This is a genomic window from Oscillospiraceae bacterium NTUH-002-81 (genome assembly GCA_032620915.1).
GTDB lineage: Bacteria > Bacillota > Clostridia > Lachnospirales > Lachnospiraceae > JAGTTR01.
The window spans coordinates 1371477-1391408 of sequence record CP136052.1 but is presented as its reverse complement, the minus strand read 5'-3'; the positions used below and the strand labels follow the sequence as shown (position 1 = coordinate 1391408).

At 48.7% G+C, this 19932-nt stretch carries 9 protein-coding genes and 1 pseudogene; all 10 read right to left on the bottom strand.

The window, feature by feature from the left end; all coding sequences use genetic code 11:
* Positions 1-15 precede the first annotated feature (15 nt).
* Positions 16-258 carry a magnesium chelatase domain-containing protein gene (locus RJD28_06620; protein ID WNV59151.1) on the bottom strand — a complete coding sequence of 81 codons (243 nt, stop codon included), beginning with the start codon at positions 256-258 and terminating at the stop codon, positions 16-18.
* A 187-nt stretch (positions 259-445) separates the two neighbouring features.
* A complete protein-coding gene (locus RJD28_06615) occupies positions 446-811 on the bottom strand; it encodes a sigma factor-like helix-turn-helix DNA-binding protein (protein WNV59150.1) in 366 nt (121 codons plus the stop codon).
* 7 nt (positions 812-818) lie between these two features.
* Entirely contained in the window at positions 819-2528 is a 1710-nt protein-coding gene (locus RJD28_06610) for a recombinase family protein (GenBank protein ID WNV59149.1), read from the bottom strand.
* 398 nt (positions 2529-2926) lie between these two features.
* Positions 2927-4711: an AAA family ATPase gene (locus RJD28_06605; GenBank protein ID WNV59148.1), complete on the bottom strand. Its 1785-nt coding sequence runs from the start codon at positions 4709-4711 to the stop codon at positions 2927-2929.
* A 215-nt stretch (positions 4712-4926) separates the two neighbouring features.
* Complete coding sequence (locus tag RJD28_06600; protein ID WNV59147.1) at positions 4927-6819, bottom strand: AAA domain-containing protein; 1893 nt, start codon at positions 6817-6819, stop codon at positions 4927-4929.
* Positions 6816-7637 carry an AAA domain-containing protein gene (locus tag RJD28_06595; GenBank protein ID WNV59146.1) on the bottom strand — a complete coding sequence of 274 codons (822 nt, stop codon included), beginning with the start codon at positions 7635-7637 and terminating at the stop codon, positions 6816-6818. Before RJD28_06595 ends, RJD28_06600 begins: the two co-directional genes overlap by 4 nt.
* A 29-nt stretch (positions 7638-7666) precedes the next feature.
* Positions 7667-10824: pseudogene (locus RJD28_06590) on the bottom strand (DUF3427 domain-containing protein).
* An 80-nt stretch (positions 10825-10904) separates the two neighbouring features.
* On the bottom strand, positions 10905-16151 hold the full coding sequence (locus RJD28_06585) for a DEAD/DEAH box helicase (protein ID WNV59145.1): 5247 nt from the start codon (positions 16149-16151) through the stop codon (positions 10905-10907).
* Entirely contained in the window at positions 16151-17161 is a 1011-nt protein-coding gene (locus RJD28_06580; protein WNV59144.1) for a hypothetical protein, read from the bottom strand. Before RJD28_06580 ends, RJD28_06585 begins: the two co-directional genes overlap by 1 nt.
* Positions 17161-19926 (bottom strand): hypothetical protein, encoded by a 2766-nt coding sequence (locus RJD28_06575; GenBank protein WNV59143.1) that lies wholly within the window; start codon positions 19924-19926, stop codon positions 17161-17163. Before RJD28_06575 ends, RJD28_06580 begins: the two co-directional genes overlap by 1 nt.
* Positions 19927-19932: the final 6 nt, after the last annotated feature.

Sequence of the window (19932 nt, the reverse complement as noted above, 5' to 3'; positions counted from 1 at the left end):
ATCGCCAGCGGAAGGTCAAACCCGGCTCCCCTGCTTTCGCAGGCCCGCAGGTGACAGATTTACCGTGATTTTTTTTGCCGGCATTTTTACCCCGCCGTTTCGGATAGCCGTACACACGCGCTCCCTGGCCTCCCGCACCGAAGCTGACAGATACCCCACCATCTGAAACATGGGCAGACCGTCACTGATATCCGTCTCCACACAGATCTTCTGCGGATGCAATCCCATCATAAGCACAGAATATACCGTACTGTACAAGATCGTTTCCTCCTTTTCATTCTATAATGTTTTGTGAAATAACGGGCGAACTGCCCAAAAGAAATAAAGATAGTAATCAAGATATTTTCATTATAACAGACTTTCCCTGAAACACAAGACAGAAGTTGGACCACATCCGTTCAAAGCCCAGATGTGGTTCAGCTTCTGTCACTTAAGCAATTTCCTGCTATCTTTCGCTTCTTCCACTTTTTTCAAAGGCTTTCTGTAATTTCTGAACCGCTGTTTTTTCGATCCGGGACACATAGGATCTGGAAATCCCCAATATAGCTGCCGTTTCCCGCTGTGTGACGCTCTGCCGGCCATACAGTCCGTATCGCATGGTCAACACCTGCCGTTCTCTGGCAGTGAGTATCTGATGCATAACTTCATACAGATAAACAGTATTATCTTTCAGATCTATTTTCTCCGGAATCTCGGGATCTGCATACTCAATGACATCCAGCAGGCTAATCTCGTTCCCCTCCCGATCCGTCCCTATAGGCTCATACAAAGACACATCCCGGGCTGATTTCTTCCGGGCACGGAACATCATCAGCAGCTCATTCGCTATCCTCTCCTAACGGATACATAGGTTGGTCAATGGGCGGCAAATCTGCCTCTCCATCCTCCGCAAAGAGGTAAACATAGGCATTTTTGCCGTCCCAGACCACCTTTTTGACGATAGTGCGCAGCAGGCGGCGTTTTTCCTCCAGCGTCGCCGTATCCACCGCGCTGGCAAAGGATTCGATCATTTCCTGATGGAAGGCAAACTCCTGATGCAGCATCCGGCTCTGTTCAGTCAGGGCTTCCAGCTCAGAAAGCCTCATCTGCTGTGTCTCGCTCTCCTGATGGAGCGCGTCGATCTGTTCCATGACGTACTTCGCAGAGGTGTCGCTGGCAACGGACAGGGATTCCACCAGCCGCTTGATGCGGTCTTCCGTCTCGGTGTGCTTTTCCCGGAGCAGCGCAAGCTCTGCGTCGTAGCCCTCCTTGCTGCCGCTGATAACCTTCTTGGTCTGCGCCAGCAGCCGGGTAAGGGTCTCCTTGTCGGCGGAAAGCTTGCGGATCTCCTCGATGATTTTAGCGTCCAGCGTGTTGCCGTTGCAGTTTTTCATGGCGCAGACCGTGCCGTGGCTGCGCTCCTTGGTGGAGCACATGTAGGTGTAGATCAGCTCGCCCTCCGCATTCTTGCGGTTAGTCAGCTTCGGGCGCATATAGTCGCCGCATTCGCCGCAACGCAGAAGGCCAGACAACAGCGCCACATTGCTGCGGGGCCTGCGGTAGCTCTTGGATTTGTTGACGTCCAGCATGGTCTGCACCTGCACCCAGTCGCTGCCGGAGATGATGCCCGGATGCTTGCCCACCGCCACGATCCATTCCTCCATAGGGCGGATCTGGTTGGCCTTGCCGGGGCGCTGGAGGGTGCGGTTATAGGCCATGATGCCGTGCTCGCCGTCGAATTCTGCGCGCTCGGCAAACAGGTCAACATTGTTTTCTTTCAGATACTGATACGCCGTCTCGTCGGCAATCATGTAAACCGGGTTCGTGAGAATGCCCCGGATGGCAAAGCGGGTGAACTGCTTGCCGCGCTTTGTGACGCAGCGGTGCTCCAAAAGATACTGGTCGGTCTTGCTGAGAGAGCCGGTCTCCATGAACACCGCGAAGATCGTCTTGACCAGCTGAATTTCCTCCGGGATGGACTTGAGCTTGCAGGCCTTCTTCACCTTGCCGTCCACCGTCACGCTGGACAGGCTCTCCGAGGCATAGCCCGTGGGCGTTGTGCCGCCCAGCCAGCGTCCGGTCTTGGACAGCTCGTGCATATTGTCCCGGATGCGCTCGGCGATGGTCTCCCGCTCCAGCTGGGAGAACACGGACGCAATGTACATCATGGCGCGGCCCATGGGCGAGGACGTGTCGAACTGCTCGCGGATGGAGATGAAGTCGATGTGCCGGTCGCCCAGGTCCTCGATGAGCTTGGCAAAGTCGCCGATGTTGCGGCTGATGCGGTCGAGGCGATAGACCACGATGGCGGCAAAGGCGATCTTCTGGGAGTCCTTCATCATCTTCTTGAACTGCGGGCGCTCCAGATTGCCGCCGGAAAAGCCCTCGTCCTCGTAGACCAGCACGTTTTCCGCCGCTTCCTCGCCAAAGTGCATGGCGATGTACTGGCGGCAAAGCTCGATCTGGTTCTCAATGCTTTCGCCCTTGCCGGTGAATTTGGACTTGCGGGAGTAGATGACATATTGCTTCGGCGTATCTTTCGTTTTCATGGCGGCACCTCGCGTTATTCGTTAGGTTGGTAGATATATTATAACGGATTGGGATCCATTTGAAAAGGTACCCAAGGGAAGAATCCGAAAATTTCTGCGGGAGGCAGAGGTTTTCGCGCGCTGACCGTGCCAGTTCGGAGCGCATCGCTCATGTGCATTGAGAAAATGATTGATGAAATGAGCGATGCATGCTATTTAGAACATTATTGTTTTCGTCATCGACGGCATTCTTGCAGTCTCGCCGCGCGATTTTTGCGCATTGCTACTTGTCATACGTCAAGTCAATTCCGGCAAACTTGTTTATAGCATATCGGATAAACAAGTTGCGATTTAATAAGTAAAAGACAGCCTCCGGTTGGTTTCAACCAGAGGCTGCCTAAGTTTTTATTGAACTGTTATCATGCAAGGTTTCGCAGATATTCTTCCACATTCTGATACTGAATGCCGTCTATCTCTTGGCTTTCTCCACGATAGAGGACAATCTTCCCGATGATCGGGCCGTAGCGGTGCTCGGTCTGGGCGCATTTTTGCCCGTCGATCAGATGGCGATACTGCTGCGGGACAGCTTCTTCACTGTGCTTGATCTCGAAAATCTGGCAGGAGCCTGCCTCCGGGTCAAACACCACCATGTCAAATTCGCCCACGGGGAATTGCAGGACAAATACCTGCTTCTTGGGGTTTGTCAGCTTGGTTTCCAGCAGGACAATGTCCTCCAGCATCCGCCCCTTGATCTCGGTCAGGATGCGCTGCTGCACGGCGGTGCGCTCCGCAAGAGACAGGGCGCTGAACGTCTCATCCAGCAGCAGACTGCGGATCAGCGCATCCGCCTGTGCATAGCGGAGCCCCGGCTGTGCAATCACCGTGCGTTCGGACTTTGTACTGACATCCGGCAGGTGCAGCACGTCAATCTCTCGCGTTAAGTCCAGCAAGTCCAGATACTCCTTGATCTCTGCCGCGTGAACATCGTCCAGCGCTACGGTCTGCTCTGCCTTGTTGCGGATCTCCAGCAGCTTCCGCAGGCTGTCGGTGACAAGCGCAAGGTCGATGCGGTCGAGGATGTCCGTCGGGTTCTTCCGATCCCGGCGCAGATTGCTGGCGGAAATGCCAAGGTCGTGGGACTTCCAATCCTGCGACAGCACCTCCAGCGTAAAGCGATGGTTGATGTCCTCCACCACCCGGTTGATGGCGCTGGTCAGCTCGCCCTTCTCGTATAAATCCCGCAGATGGCGAAAATGTCCCTCATACTGATAGCAGCGCAGGGAGTGCTGGATGTTGCGGGCGATGGCGGTGTCCACATATTCGTCGGTGCTTTCCTTGCTGGCAAAGGTGGAGGTCTCGTTGTAGTGGACGCCGCCGAGACTCATGGTGCCGCCGTAGCGGATATACTCGTCAATGCCGTGAACGCCGAGGACGGATTCAAACTCACGGTAAGGGATGAATGTGGTGTGCAGCAGGATGCAGCGGTCGTAAAGCTGCTCGTCCTCTGTAAAGAGGAAGCCCAGCGAGTCCGTGCCGGAGAGCACGATCTTCATACCGCAGGCCGCAAACACGTCAGAAAACAGCGCTGCGCCCTCGATAAAATCCTCCATCATCGTCACTTCGTCGAGGAACACATAGCGAAAACCCTGCACTTCCAATGCCTTAAGGTCGCGGTTCACGTCTGCCAGCGTGTCTTTTGCGGTGATCTGAATGAACGCTGCCTTGGCAAGCTCCGTGTCGCTCATCTCCGCAAAAATCTGGCGGATCATGGTGGTCTTTCCCGTCCGGCGCAGGCCGTAGAGGATGAATACCTTGTCCTGCGGCTCACCATAGACAAAGTCGTGCAGCTGCCGGAAACACTCGCGCCTGCGATAGCTGCGAACAGACGCCGCAAGGGAACGCAGCGCCTTGCCGGTGCGGACATTGGTGGCAAACGCGGAAAGGTTCGCAGATTTCGCCTTGGGCAGCTGCTTTTTCAGCGCTTTCAGCTCCTGCTCCAGTTCCTTCCGCTGTTCGATCTGCGCGCGGAAATTCTCCAATTCGTCAGCAGGAATATACTTCTCCCGCCGCTTCTTGTTCTCCGTCCAACGGTGGTAAAAATACTCCTTGCCGTTGACGGTTTTCTTCGTGACAGAGCCAGCGGGCAAAGCAGAAATCTGCTGTTCCAGCTCCGCCACGCGGGTTTGCATTTCAGATAAGTCCATAGCGCACCTCCTGTGAGATACTATTCTATGCAGAATTATACCCCATTATACCATCTAAATCAAGGGTATAATGGGGTATAATCGAAACCAATACAATCTAGCATTCATAATAGAATTGCTGAAACGAAGCGTTATGTCTCAAAGAATGGTTTTACTTTCGATGACGTCTCCACATTTTTTACATCTGATTGTATTCCTGATTATTCTCGACATAATCATTTTCTCTTTAGTGCAGTCCTAATCTTCTCTCTTTCTCCGCTACCGTCTGTACGTAGCCGCAGCAGCGAGATGGCACACTTCTTCAGAATGGAGTTCTTCTTTATATCGCGTTCTGCCTGTTTGCTCCCGGCTTCATGGAAGCCAGTCCCGTCCACTTCAATTGCTAGCACAGGTTGTTTATCCATTTGATTGAATAACAAAAAATCAACATGCGTCAACGGATTCCGGGCATATTTGCGTTCTTCCCCCGTCAACGGTTCATAGTCTTTCACCAGTGTTGCAAGAGAAACATGTACAGCGCAGCCGATAGTGGAAAATGCCTCTTCGGACAGCACCTCTTGAATCACAGAGTACATGAGATTCTCAGAATCGTACTCAGATACCCGCTTATGTTTTTGCAGATATACCTTGCGCTGCTCGGCATAGCCCTGGTAGAGCATATCGAACACGGAGTAGACTTGGCTCTGGATCACTTCAAAATTGTTATATTCGATGTATCGTGTCAAATCACCGTAGTTGGTCTGGTCATTACGTGGGTCCTGCGATGTGACCACCGTCAGCGAATGGACCGCGCGGGAAACCGCCACATTCAGCATATGGGGATCATCCACAAAATCTGTGATGACATTGTCGACTGAGGTCAGAATGATCGCATCTTGTTCTCGCCCCTGAAACTTGTGGACGGTGTCCACCTCATAAGTATCTCCCAGCTGCTTGCGGATGGCTGTCACCTGATCCCGATATGGCGTGATAATACCGATGCTCTGGAAATTTTGCTGATGCAGCCGCGGAAGCACCTCCTGCTGGATGACATCGATCTGGCGCTGGTTGAGATGCCCACGGGCGTGATTACCGGCAATCGTCCGGAACATGGTCAACACATCCGGCTCATCATGGTCTTTTGTCATAACGATCAGCTGTCCGTGGTAGAACTTCTGATTGCAGAAATTGATGATCTTCGGGTGACAGCGGTAGTGTTCCCGCAGCAGCGTAACAGGTGCATCCTGCCATATTTCCAATGCAGAGGACAGCAAACTGTGGGTAGAAAAGCGATAACGCTCATCCAAGGAATGCTTTTGCCAAATGGCATCGCTGGTGCGAATGTCATCCTCCGTCAGCACATTGGGGAGCTGCTTCAAGTCCCCGACAATCACGATATTCCGCGCACAGGAAAATGCCAGCACCCCTGTGGCTAAATCGACCTGTGAGGCTTCATCCACGATCAAGTAATCGTAGATATGATCGATGCTCAGCGTTCCTTTGATGGAATAGGTCGTGCTAAGCACCACCGGATACTCGCGGGTAAACTCTTCGGAATTCCGGCGGAAATCATTCTTTTCAAAGCACCGTCTATTATTTCGCCAATGATACCGTGTTGCCAGTTCCGCCCGGAACAGCCGCAGGGACTTCTGTGTGAGCTCTTCCATTTTCGCGTCGAAAGCGTAACGCTCCAGCTTTCGGTGCAATTCCTGCTTTTCAGCCTCCAGTTCCTGCCTCTTCACCGAATAAAACTGACTCTGCAAATAGGGAATGACCTGTTCCGGGGAACGGATAAACAATTTGAGCGCATTACGGTTGAATCGAAACATGATGGATATTTTTTGCAACAGGCCCAAGCGAGTCTCACGCTCTGCATGCTGTTCAAATTCCATCCAAAGCGCAAGAAGCTTCTGCGAGGACAGCTTGTCCATGCTATCCATTGGCACATCGCTGTAACTTGCGTAATATTCCTCAAAATAATGCTGCTCCGGGTTTAGCCGCAAGAACTCCTGCTCAATTTCCGCAATGCGGTTTTTAGCATTGAGCATTTCGTTCAGTTCTTTGGAAAGCGCAGTTGTTTCCCGGTCTAATTGCTGTTGCTCCTCCGGCGGCATTTCCCAATCGCTCATATTCGGATAGGTGCCTGTCTGTGCATCCAGAAACCTCTCTCTTTGTTGGCAAGGATGCCGAGAAACGCAGTCAGAAAGGCTGAATTTTTCTTCTCCAGCTTTTCCACAACATTATGCGTTGCGGAATTGTTGTTGGAGACAACCGCCACGTTTTTTCCACTGCGGACAACATTGGCGATGATATTCAGGATCGTCTGTGTCTTTCCAGTACCCGGAGGCCCCTGAATGATACTGATTTTGGAGGAAAGCGCCCGTTCTACCGCCAGCTTTTGACTCTGGTTCAGGCCAAACGGATAGATCACTGCCTCCGGCATCTGGGGCATTTTGACGTCTTTCTGCGGTGCAAGATAGCTTGCCAACACGGTATCCTCGCTGACCTGCTTGATCTTGTCATACTGCATGCTTAGAATGTTGATACCGTTTTCCGCCACCAGACTGATTGCAGCGGCAGTCTCCTTGAAATATTGGCATGTTTCTTGATTTTTACCGTCTGTCAGGCAATTTTGCCGGAACTGCACTTCGCTCCTACGGAATGATAAATCTCTCTTTCCGTTGCGGACAATACGATAATACCCACCGAAGTCGAGAAGCTCATCAATTTCGCTGATGGTCTGCCCATTTGCGGTGACAATCACCTGCGCAGGGTCGATTTTCTTTTGCAGGGGTAGGATCTCCACACTGCTACGCTGAAAGCTGTATGTCTTATTGGGCGCACTGATATAGACGACCTCGCACTTCCCGTCATGGAACTGAAAGCTCGCAACCGAGTCCGTCTGGTCTTTTCCTTTTATGATAATTAAGTGCTTTCGTGCGTCCATAGGTGTCTCCTTAAATCATGCCAAGTATGTCAGCCTACTACCAACTTATTTGTCTTCTTCAAGAACTTCGCCGGGATCGGGCGGTCCAGCTGCCAGGTGATATTCATCGGCCTGCTGCCTGTGTGCTTCACGTAGTTCGCCGTGCCCAGATAGGTGTACGCCTCCGCACCGCCGGTCATACGGTCCGCCTTAAACTCACGGACAAACAGCAGCACCTTGCTGCCGCGTTCCTTGTGGTGGATATAGCGCTGGCCGGTGGGCAAATTTTTCTGCCGTGGTGCTCTGGCTCTGCCAATGGAACAAGCTCTCATTGATGGAATAATCGTTGTACATGGTAGTTGGCGAGTAGTCCTTGTCCGCCTTGTTCAGCGTCACAAAGAACACGTCAATGTTTTTCTCCGGCAGCCACTTCACGCCCTCACGAACGGTGGACGGCTTCATAAAGTCCAGCGCCACCAAGAGCTGGTCGCGGGTATAGGTGCAGTGCAGATCCAACGGGCAGTCGAAGCCCAGTTCCACCGGCTCGTCGATAAAGTCGATCTGCTCGAAGCGATAACGCAGCAGCTCCAAGAGCTCGCCGAGCAGAACCGTGCTGTCAGACAGGGCATAGAGGTTACTAAGCACCTCTTCGTCGTCCCAGTTCTCCACAGTCTTGCCCCAGACGGTGACATAGAACATCTGCATCATCCGCTTTTCCGCATCCGGAAGCGCTGTAAAATCAAGGTTGTCCAAACGCGGAAGGACGTCCAGCAGGAACGAAATCCAGCGGCGGGAATCGGCCACAGCAAGCTTTACAAACGCTTTGGTCAGAATGTCCTCCAGCGGTTCTGAAAAGTCCTCGATGGCATCCGCTCTGGTGCAAATGCGAGAGAAGGAGGAAAACTTGTAGATCGCCCGTAGGTCAAGATGGTAGTAATCCAAGAAATTTTTGAGCGTCAGCTCCAGCCCACTGTCCTCCGTGAAGGAGGCTGCGCGAGCCACCAACCCAGCCGTATTGCCATAGGACGCGCGGATATTCTCCAAAATGTATTTGGCTGCCTTCTTCTCCAACTGGATATAGCAACCCTTGGGGACGGACACAAAACCATCTTTAATTTCACGACTCACGCTGCGGGTGGCATTCGACAGCAGTGCCGCAAGCTTATCTTCAAAATTGTATTTTCGATTTGCCTGACCGATGAAGTCCAGCACGGTCAGGCATTCCTTGTCCTCAGATAGACGCAGACCACGTCCCAGCTGCTGCAAGAAAATCGTCAACGACTCTGTGGGACGCAGGAACAGAACAGTATTAACTTCCGGAATATCCACGCCCTCGTTGTAGATGTCCACGACGAAGATGAACCGCACCTCGCCGGACACCAAGCGCCGCTTGGCCGCCGCTCTTTCCTCGTCCGAAGATTGCCCGATGAGGCACATGGACGGGATGTTGTGGTCGTTAAAATACCGGCACATAAATTCCGCGTGATCTACCGTTACACAGAAGCCGAGGCCCTTCACCTCGTCAATGTCCGTCACATATTTCAGCAGTGCCGTCACCACATGGTCAGCGCGGCGGTCGGCAACCGCCCCGCTGAACGTGTAGATGTGCTCCAGCTCGCTCTTTTGGTAGCCACCGGCAGACCATTTGAGCGCATCCAAATCCACCGTATCGGTAACGCCAAAATATTGGAACGGGCACAGGAGCTTTCGATCAATAGCTTCCGGTAGACGGATCTCCGCTGCAATGCGATTATGGAAGTACGGCAGGATGCTCTTGCCGTCCATACGCTCCGGAGTAGCGGTCAAGCCCAGCAGGATGCGCGGCTGGTAGTAGGACAACAACTTCTGATAAGTCGGTGCAGCGGCATGGTGGAATTCGTCCACGATGATGTAATCGTAAAAATCGGGACTCGTCTTTTCCGTGAAGCTCTGTGAGTTGAAAGTCTGGATGGACAGAAACAGGTTGTCGATGCTCTCCGGCTTATAGTTGCCCACAAACAGCTCACCAAAGTTTGCATCCTTGCGCACGGCGCGGAAGGTGTACAAGCTCTGCTTGAGGATTTCCTCTCGGTGCGCCACAAAGAGCAAGCGGCAGGGTCGATCCGGATTCTGCTTGCGGAAGCGCTTGTAATCCAGCGCAGAGATGACCGTCTTGCCGGTACCGGTGGCCGCCACCACCAGATTGCGCGTATAGCCACGAACAGTGCGCTCTGCCTCCAGCTTGTCCAAAATCTCCTGCTGGTAGGAATATGGGTTGATGTCCATGGTGTAGACGTCAGCATTGTTGGTGTCGAAATATTTTTCCGCCTTCAATGCCCGTGCCAAGCGCTCTTTCTGATCCTCTGCGTAGTATTCAAATTCGCGGTCATTCCAGTAATACTCAAAGGTAGCGGCGATCTTGTCGATGGTTTCGGGCAAGTCGCGCCGCGTTACTTTTGTGTTCCATTCCAACCCGCTAGTCAATGCCGCATTGGACAGATTGGACGAGCCAACATAGGCCGTCGTGAAGCCGGTTTCGCGGTAAAAGATATATGCCTTGGCGTGGAGCCGGGTCATCTTGGTGTTGTAGCTGACCTTGATGTGCGTATTGGGCAGCTTTCGAAGCTCCTCAATGGCTTTCACATCTGTAGCGCCCATGTAAGAGGTGGTGATGATGCGGAGCTCGCCGCCGCTGTGCGTAAACTCCCGCAGCTCGTCCATGATAAGCCGCAGACCGCTCCATTTGATGAAGGACACCAGCATGTCGATCCGGTCGGCCGAGACGATTTCCTTTTTTGAGCTCGGTAAACATCTGCGGCTCATGCACAGCCCCGGTGAAAAGTGAGCTTTGTGCGATGGAGGTTTCCGGGCGCTCTATGTCCGCCGCTGTTTTCCCCACCGCTAACCGTGGGTCGATCTCTCGCAAAAGCGCAAGAAGCTGCTCTGCCCGCCGGTCAACGCCCAGCGCGGCAAAATCAGCTTCTTTCGTTGTATTTTGAATGAGATCAACGATCTGGTTGGTCAGCCCGATCTGGGCAGAAATATCCCCGCCGTTGTCCAGCACGTTATCCAAGCCCTTTTGAACCACATCTGCCAGATACTGCGCCAGAACCTTGGACGCCTCGGCCTTGTCAATGGGTGCAACCGCCTTGCGGGCTTCCGGAATCTCCGCAAGCTCGCTAGTCAAGGCGTTATTGATAACTTGTTCATATAGGCCGTGGTGTAACATAGTTTCGCTCCTTACAATTTCAGAAAAATTTTACAATATCTCTTCTCCATTTATTTCTCACTACTCAGGCATAATCTCCATCAAATGTTATCTAGAATCTTTTGGACGGCATATGGCTTGGCGTACTTGATATAAGCATCGTTCACGAAAATGGTGTTTGTAGCATGTGGTTCAACCCACATTGCCGGGTAGATAACAATCTTCTTTTTGATTCTTCGTCCAGTTGCGGTAATTTCACTATCAGCAGTGATTTCGCAGCCTGATTGCTTAAGGATATTCGCTAAAGGCATGATCATGTTAATCTGTGTCTCTGGTTTGATAGGAGATGCTTTTATGCCATCAACACCCCATTCAAGGAGCTGAAGTGCAGCAAAGCGGTCAAGAATGCCATGTACATATTGGTTCCTGTAATGCTTTAGGCATTTGGAACACGCAGATCCACAATCACAGGAACTCAACAGCTCTTTCATATCGGATAGTAGTTCGGCAATTGCATCGGCTACACTGACAGCATAACCAGCGCCGCTCGATAGACTATCGTAAAGATAGATATCGACATAGGAGGCTTCAGCCCCAGTCCTGAGACGATAACCGGTGACAAGTTCGGTGAATTCAACATCGAGTTTTTTGCTTGCTACCAGTCGCAGTGCTTCAGCTAAGGATTGAGATGCACGGTTAAGCCATGGATTATCATTACGGCGTGCATCAATAACCTTGTCGTCAATTGTGAATTCAAGGACCAACATATCAGTTATGAAGTCATAGCCAAGATTCACATTAAAGGAATTACCGTGACGGCATCTGTTTCGAGCATACTTTGACTTGTATGGCCTGTTAACGTCATTCAGAACAGAAATATCGTCGCCTGGCATAGCAGCACCACAGTCTTTGCAGACCATAAAGCCCTTGTCATCCGATCCTTTATTCAGCATGATGATTCGCTGATTTGTTCGTGAAGCAATTCGTATGTTCTTGCAACCTGGGGCAAGTTTCATTTCTTCTGCATCTGGTAGAGTTGAATACAGAGGCTGCTGTACGGCGGTATACTCTTCTGATAGCTGAACATCCGGTATTGCTTCAGCATTTCTTGGTGCAAAGCCCCATGGACGCATCATTTCACGAGTGATTTTGAGATCATCGTTCCCACAGAATGGGCACTGTTTTGTGTTTTCCTCCATCAAGCCAAACCAGCCGCACTCAGGACAAGAGATAATCTGCTTCACATAATTTGGGTCTTCTGCGTAGGCACGTGCCGGGGTTAGTGATTGACCGTGATGACGTTCACTTCCAGGATAGTAGAATCCGCCAATCTGATAGGTTTGCTTATCAACCACAATTGCTCTGCCAGGAGCATATTCGCCAATAGCTACATCAAGTCCACGTTCAACCTCGTAAAGGATTTTCCCGTTCATATCTGGTATATAAGTACTGACGACGTTCTTCGGGAACGAATATGTTGGGATGATACCTTCTTCATAAAGAGCATCCAAGAGAACTTTTGCATCGCCTTCCTTGGCGCCTTCATCTACACCAAAAAGCTCGGGATGAGCATGGCATTTTTCTTTAAGTGTATCAAGGGCCTCTTTGAGTTCATCCGCAAACTCTGAATAATGAAATACCACTCCAATAGGCAAAAGGAGCTTGTCCTTATCAACACTGTAGGAAGCAAGATAGTTCTTGAAACTGTCAAGGAAATCTTCGAGAAAAACGGCTGCGGAAACTGTATCAAGGCTCATATGTTTTTCTGCGAGAAATTCCTGTAAGACAACCATAGCCAGATGGCGCTGGAGGAGTTTCTCGCTTCGCACATCGATCCAAGGCCTGCGGGGATCGCCACGGAACATGGGAATCGGGTCATTGAAGTACAATGTATCATGAGGACCATCTTCACAGAAGGTAACGATTGTAGATAAACTAGATCCACGACGGCCCGCACGGCCAGCTCTCTGTTGATAGTTTTCACGCATTGGAGGAATGTTTCGCAGACCAACTGCAACTAGGGAGCCAATATCAATACCAACTTCCATGGTGGTTGTGCTGCTGAGAATATCGACAGGCGTTTCACCATCTTGAATCAAGTCCTGGAAGCGTAACTCATATTGTTCGGTCTTACTCCAAAGGTCGTCACGCTGGTCTTTATGTGAGAGCTGAGCAGTATGCTCCTCTGTGTCGATCACATGGATTGGCTCACCCTGAACCGCGTCAGCAACCGGCCTTCTCCAGAAACTAAGTGCTTCGTATTCGTCGGATTCCATCTTGTGGATATGAGTAGAACCGCAGCTTGGGCATCTGCCTTTTAGGAAGAAAGGTGTCAACTCAGAGCACTGCTCACACTTGTACCATACATGCGTAGCATCATAACGTGTCTTTACTCTGGAAAGATCAATATATAGTTTGCCGTTATCAGGTTGCGCTGAGTCAAGGAATGCTTCTTTCAATACTCGTTTCCAAGCCATCTCAGTTTCATTTCCGTCACTCCAACCCATGATCTCTCGGATGACTTTCGAAAACTCCCAATCTTTATCAAGTCCATAACCACCTCGCTTTGGGCGAACCTTTAACCGAACCGTATCATTGATGGTATGGCCAAGAGCAGTAGACATATCACAGATCGATAGAATCCAAGCATTGAAGAGATTGATAAACTCCTCATCGGTGACCGTCACATGGTTTTCCTCGAGAGCATCGACAGCATTAAAAAGTGCCTGATCGGTAGGTTCAATCCAGCTCGTAGCGGAGTCGTACAAAGTGTTATAACCTCCAGCGAACAGTCGAAGAAGGTATTCTTGCATCTGTACAGGCGCGTTCGCAATCGTAAATCGCGGAGCGTAGTCCCTTCCCCGTTTTACGCATCGATTGTAATTATTCAGCGCGGAAGCACAATCTTCAGCGAATTTTGTGCGTTCATCGGCATGGAACATCTGCACATGACGCTGACCAGCTGCAAGGCAGAAATAATCGTACAGCGTATTCATGGATTGCTCGACTGTTTGCTCTTCCATTGTTTTTATCGCTATTGCAAATAACTGCCTTGCAGCAGAAATGTCCGAAGCATCAGACATATCTCTAGCCAGTTTTGCTGCACGTTGACGGCTATCAGAGAAAAGCAAAACCTTGCGTCCCTCGTTAGGAAAACGAACAGGATCACTGTCCTTTCCTGGTACAGCAGGTTGCAGTTGGAACTGCGACTTAATCAAGTTGAAGAAAGACTGATTACCTCGAGTGCTGAATGAGGTAAGCTGCGATGTAGAAAGTTGATGCCTGCAATGCGGGCAGGTCGGGAAGGTAATGATCTGCGGCCTGCCTTTTGCAGAGTAGTTGCAGTAGTATAGCTTTCTAATCCATGACTTACCAGCGGAAGAGTCATCCGTAAAGTTGATAAACCCGCTCTTCACATCAAGATAACAGGGTTTGATGGCGTTTTTACCCTGTTTTGCAGGTAGCTCAAAATCGTCAATTGGAATAAACAGATGTACTTCTTTCATCCTGTGATCCATTAACTGACCGGGGTAGCGCCACAGGTATACATTTCCATGAAGTTCCGAGTCATCTTCAAGGACATAGCCCTTGAAGAATAGCGCACCACAGCGTCTGTCATTATAAAGCTCATAGACCACACTGCCACAATGGGGGCAAATCAAATTACCATCAGACAAATAGACCTCACCTAAAGTGAGACCTCCTTCCGAATGAGAACGGCTGCAATTCGCATTGGCACAGGCATAAACTCCAGAAATGCCTTTGAAAAGCATATGCATGCGTGCAGGGAAAAGGACAGAACCCTTGGCGTTTTTTGCAAGTGGTGCAATTGCCAGAAGGACACTGACCGCTTTTAAAGCATTTTCCTGACTGAGATCCGGAAAGATACCGTAAGACAACTCTCCTAGGGATACTGCATTCCCACGACAATACTTGATGAGTTCATGGAACGGGCGATAATAGACAAGATTGTCGTACATCCAGTTGCAGATTGCTTCCAAGGAGTTGATATTCTGGTCAAAGCCTTCCAATTGACGCCAGAACGACAAGAGCGCAGAAAGCTTTAAGTCATCCTTGTCCTCAAATTGGCTAGGATCTGAGCTTAAGAGAAGCTCAGCAGGTATGTCATATTTCAACTGACCATCAATGACTTCTCTTTCGCCGGTGAGATAGCAAAACCGGGTTGCTTTGTCGGAGGCAGTAAGCTCATTTGCAAACTTCATTACTGAATCAACGTCTTGCTGATTCTTGTTGGGCATACTTGCGGTTGTAAGTATAAATTGCATGCGGTCACGGCTAATGCCAAGTTTATGGAAAAGTCTGCGAATCAGCAACGCAACTTCACCGCCTGATGAACCACGGTACATGTGTGCTTCATCAATAACAAACAGCAATTTGTTCTCGTTGTTCGAAGCAAGCCACTCGCGAGTATCATCCCAGATTTTCTGTTCTCTAGGGCGCAGCAACATATATTCCAGCATAGAATAGTTTGTGATGAGAATGTCTGGGCAAAATTGCTGCATTTCAAAGCGGGTTATTAGCTCTGCGTCCTCATCGTTTGGAATATGCCTACTCTCATGAAGTCCTTGCAGAAACTGATGCATATCTGCCTTTGCGGGGATCTTTCCCTCTTTGAGAAGGTGATTGAAGTATTCTTGTTCAGAATCACTTTGCGGGAAAGACATTCTGGCCAAAGTTTTTTCAAGTTTTCTGTCCTGTTCTGTAGAAGGCTGCGCTCCAGGATATGGGGTTCGACCAGTATACATACCAAATTGGGGACGGCGAACTTCGTCACCGCAGGTGTTTCTGAATATCTTGATAAACTTCTTATCAGGATCTCCAATCATCCTTCTGAGTCGGCTAACCTGATCTGAAACCAGAGCGTTCATGGGATACATAACAATTGTGCGAACACCTCGTTTTGCCCATGATTCTTTGGAGTTTCTCGCTTCATCAGCCATCTTCGCAAGAAGCGGCCACATAAAACACTCAGTTTTACCAGAACCAGTACCCGTTGACACAAACAGGTTTTCACCTCTGGTTGCTGCTTCAAGCGCAGATATCTGGTGAGCAAATGGAGATGGGAAAACACCGATACCCGCTTCTGCCAACTGTAAAAAATAATCTTTCAGCCAAGGTTCTATGGATGCTGTTTCAATGCCGTTTTGGACAGTAACGTATGCCGGAGATGACTCAATAAAGGGTTTCTGGTAAAGCAGTCCCTCATCATCAATATGATCGCTTAAGGCAGAGAGCAGGAGGGGAGACTTTCCGAAATACTGTGATTTAATATAGTCTTCCAACTCCGTTCGCAACTGCTTATGAACAGAATTTGCTCCGTTTGGCATCAGATTGTCCCTCCTTTAAATTCATATCCCTCATCAGATAGAACATTCTTAATGGCTGTAAAGACTTCTATTGAGAGCTTTCGCCTAAAATTGCACGGGAGTGATGTGCATATCTCAGGCCAGCTATAGAGTTTTAAAAACTCAAGTTCACGTGGTGGGAGCAAATAATTCATATGTACATGGACTAATGCTCCATCCTCGAAATACTCTATTGGCGGCAATGTTCCATAGGTAGAGAGACAGGCACATGCAAGCGATCTGTAATTGTAGAACTCTACCTGCCACTGTGGGAGTGGGCTGACTTCCATCGTGGTGCCATAATAGCGGTAAAGATAGTATAACTGTGAACCTTTCATTCCGGTTCGAAGAATCGAAACAGTACCAGTCGTATCCGGCTTGTTTACCCAGTACCCTTGAGAGAAGTGCGGTTTTAAGCGAAGGTACTCTGTATTTTGCTCAAACGACAGATCGGATTTCCAAGAAGCAGCAGACAGCGTTATACGCCACAATGTTTGTAAATTCTCTTGGTCGAGACCGAACATTGCCTTTATCTTATCTGTATTTTTTGCTCCATACTGTTTTGAATAAAATCCAATACCGGATACACAGGAAATACTATCCAAAGCAATACCTCTTTGAAATAAGATATCACCAAACGGTTCTTCATGCTTCATTGATGGAACTATTCGGTTGGGGCGGTGATAAACCACGCCAGTGCTTAAGAATTGGTCTGCAATCTCATCTTCGAGCTCTTCAGAAACATATGGTAAGCTGCCAGACAGCTCCGGGTACATTGATTTGTAATTTGCAAGCATGCTGCGGACTTTCCTTTTTAAGTGCACAATGGAAATGGTGCCTTCTTCCGAGTCGTCCCAGAGCGAAGCATAAGCCATCATTCCACAGATACTATACACCAGACGAGTTTTCCATTCGTTCTCTGTTTCTCGTTCTCCTTTGCAGATATGATACTTGTGCGCCACTGACGAAAGCAGCCCATTATACTTATTCATTAGAATTCTCCTAAAACATACTGCAGATCACGCTTGAGGCCTTCAGAAATTGCGATATCCTTTTGAGGATCAGCAATCGCCTCTGTGAGTTCATTAATTTCCAGTGAAGCATAAGCAATAGGAAGGACAGCATATAAGAAGTCCTCATCCGTTGTTGTTGCAGAGTAAATGCCGTGCATCGTAGCAACAAGTCTGTTGATTCGGTTCCTGACTAACGAACCTATCTTTAATTTTGAAAGGACCCTTAAATCTTTACGTGTACCCTTTGGCGTTGAGTAGGTTTTGAAGTCCTCAGCAAAATAACCTCCATAGTATTTTCCGGTAGCTTTTTCATCCACAAAAAACTCTGTAAACAGCGGTAGCATAAATCCGTACAGGCTCTTTGGCTCAACTTGGATATCTTCTGCATATGGATGGGTGGCAACATAGAAAATATCTTTTTGAGAAAGAATCTCCGGGAGTCTGTTCATCCAGCCACTTGCAAGAAGATTGTTGATTATCACGATGTCTTCGCCATCGGTGCCAATTTCAGTGATTACCTGATTGCAATAACCGCCCTCACAGCAGAGCATTCCATATTTATGACCTGTTACGGCTGCACTGAATGCTTGAACAATGTCAATTGCATTAGGGCCAACAAGAAAAATTGGCTGTTTTTCGATATAGGCAGCGCAGAGGAACGCGGCTAGGCTGCTTCTGTATTTTTCTGCTACACCAGCTTCCTTGAGTTCAAATGCGGCTGTATTAATGACATCTGCCCAAGAGTGATGAACTTCGAGATCATTTAGATCATCGAATGCTGAAAAAGTGTGATATGGGGCAATAACAGGTTTGGACGAAACTTCAACTGCGGCAGGAGTTTCTGTGGCTGCAACTTGAATCGGTTGTCCACCAACAAAAGCCATATTTGCAATGAAATCTGCCGCGTTTTCGCGTGCCTTTTGTATTCTTTCAGCAACTGCTACTTCAACATCCTCAGCCAGTTTTTCTTTTTCTGCTATGACACCGGCAAGACGTTCTTCTTCCGATTTTGTTTTATTAAACGCTTCTTGTGCTTTGGTTAAACTAATAGTAGCAGATTTTAACTGGGCATCAAGTGAATCGAGTTTTTTCTGGGCTTTATCTAGTAAGCTTTTATTCTCTGCTTCCCAATCCGTTCGAATGAGTGCTTTTATTCTTTCCTGAAGTTCAGTACTTGCAGAAATAGCAGAGAGGATTATTTCGTCTTCTAAACTATCTCCATCAACGTATTTCCAGACCACATTTAGGAATTCATCCAGCAATTCTTTAGCAGCGGAATTGGAGCAACGGCACGCAGTCTCAATCTTGCGCGTTATGTCGTCAACCGGAATTGAACCGAGAAAATCCTTGAAGGTTCTATACTCGGCACGAGTCAACCCTCTTGTTTTATATGTACCCCAAGAAATTGAAGAGAAAACGATATTCTTTACAATATCAAGTGGACTTTTCAATTGATAAAGCTTACTTGGAAGACCAGCAAACGCATTTCTATAGAAAGAGAGCCCATTATCCAAACGCAAAATGTTGCCACCAGTAAATTCATATACTGGTACTTCAATGCAATCTTCAGCAAAGGCAGTTTTTCCATTAACCGTGTTGAGTTCTTGGGTGTTGCACAGAATGCCCATGTACTGTCCTTTGGATGCATAAAAGGCGAACATGACTCTATGACTATGAGGTTGGTATTCGATCCCGTTTTTCAGCAGATTGATCAGGTTGTCAAGGTTTGATGCTTCTGAAATGGTAACGACTTCAATGGCATCAAGATCCATGTTGTACCGGGATAATATATAATCCTTGGAAGGGTCCTTCTCATTCGGAGTTGCGGACCAAGTCCAAATGCCATAAAAACCGTCATTGGAAGGGCCGTCCTTATAGAAAATCTTGTCTCTATTTGTGAAGTACGGCGGAACATCTTCACTTTTGCGGAAAATGTGATAGTGCCCATTATGACTCAAATCAGCATGTCGAATAAGCCATTTCTGCCCATTGTAATCTGAGATAACACCACATAAAGAAACGATCTCATCGCTACCAACAGAGGGCAGAACAGAAGTATCTGTATCGTCAAACTGTGCGAGATAATCGGCATCGTCACTTTTAGCAGCGGTAGGAGCAGTCTGCAACTCAGTAATTCTCTCTTGCGCTTCAGCTAACAAGGATTCCAATGTGTCTTTATCCTGTTCAAGCTCTTGTATTTTCCGTTCGTATTCCGCCTTTATAGTATTAACACTCTGCTGAGCAGCAGCAATTTGATCGAGTAGATGGCGTTTTTCTTCTTCCATAACCTTAATACGGTCAGCCACCTCCGCATTCCTTGCACGCTCAGATTTGATGCTCTCCATTCTTTCATGAAGTTTAGAGCGGACATCCGCATCCATAGTTTTTCCTGCAAGTTTGAGGTATAAATCAACATTATTGGCAAAGACGGAGTCAAGCATAGTCGATGCCAGGGCAATGTCATGCGTTGAACCCTCCTCTTCAAGTTCCTCAATATTTTCCTGAATTTCCTTAAGCCAGATATCTACCCTTGTATTGACCCACATTGCAATAAAGGGCTTATCAACATTGACTATAGCAATCGAAAGCGCTTGCTGCTCTGTCAATGATTTGGCTCTGAATCCTTTTCGTATTTTCGAGAATTCCTGTTCGTTTCTTTTAAAGAGTTCTTTGAAATCTCTACCAGTGATGATTCTACAGAGGATTGGTTTTTCTTCCTGAGTAAGAAGATCAATGTAATTCATAATGCA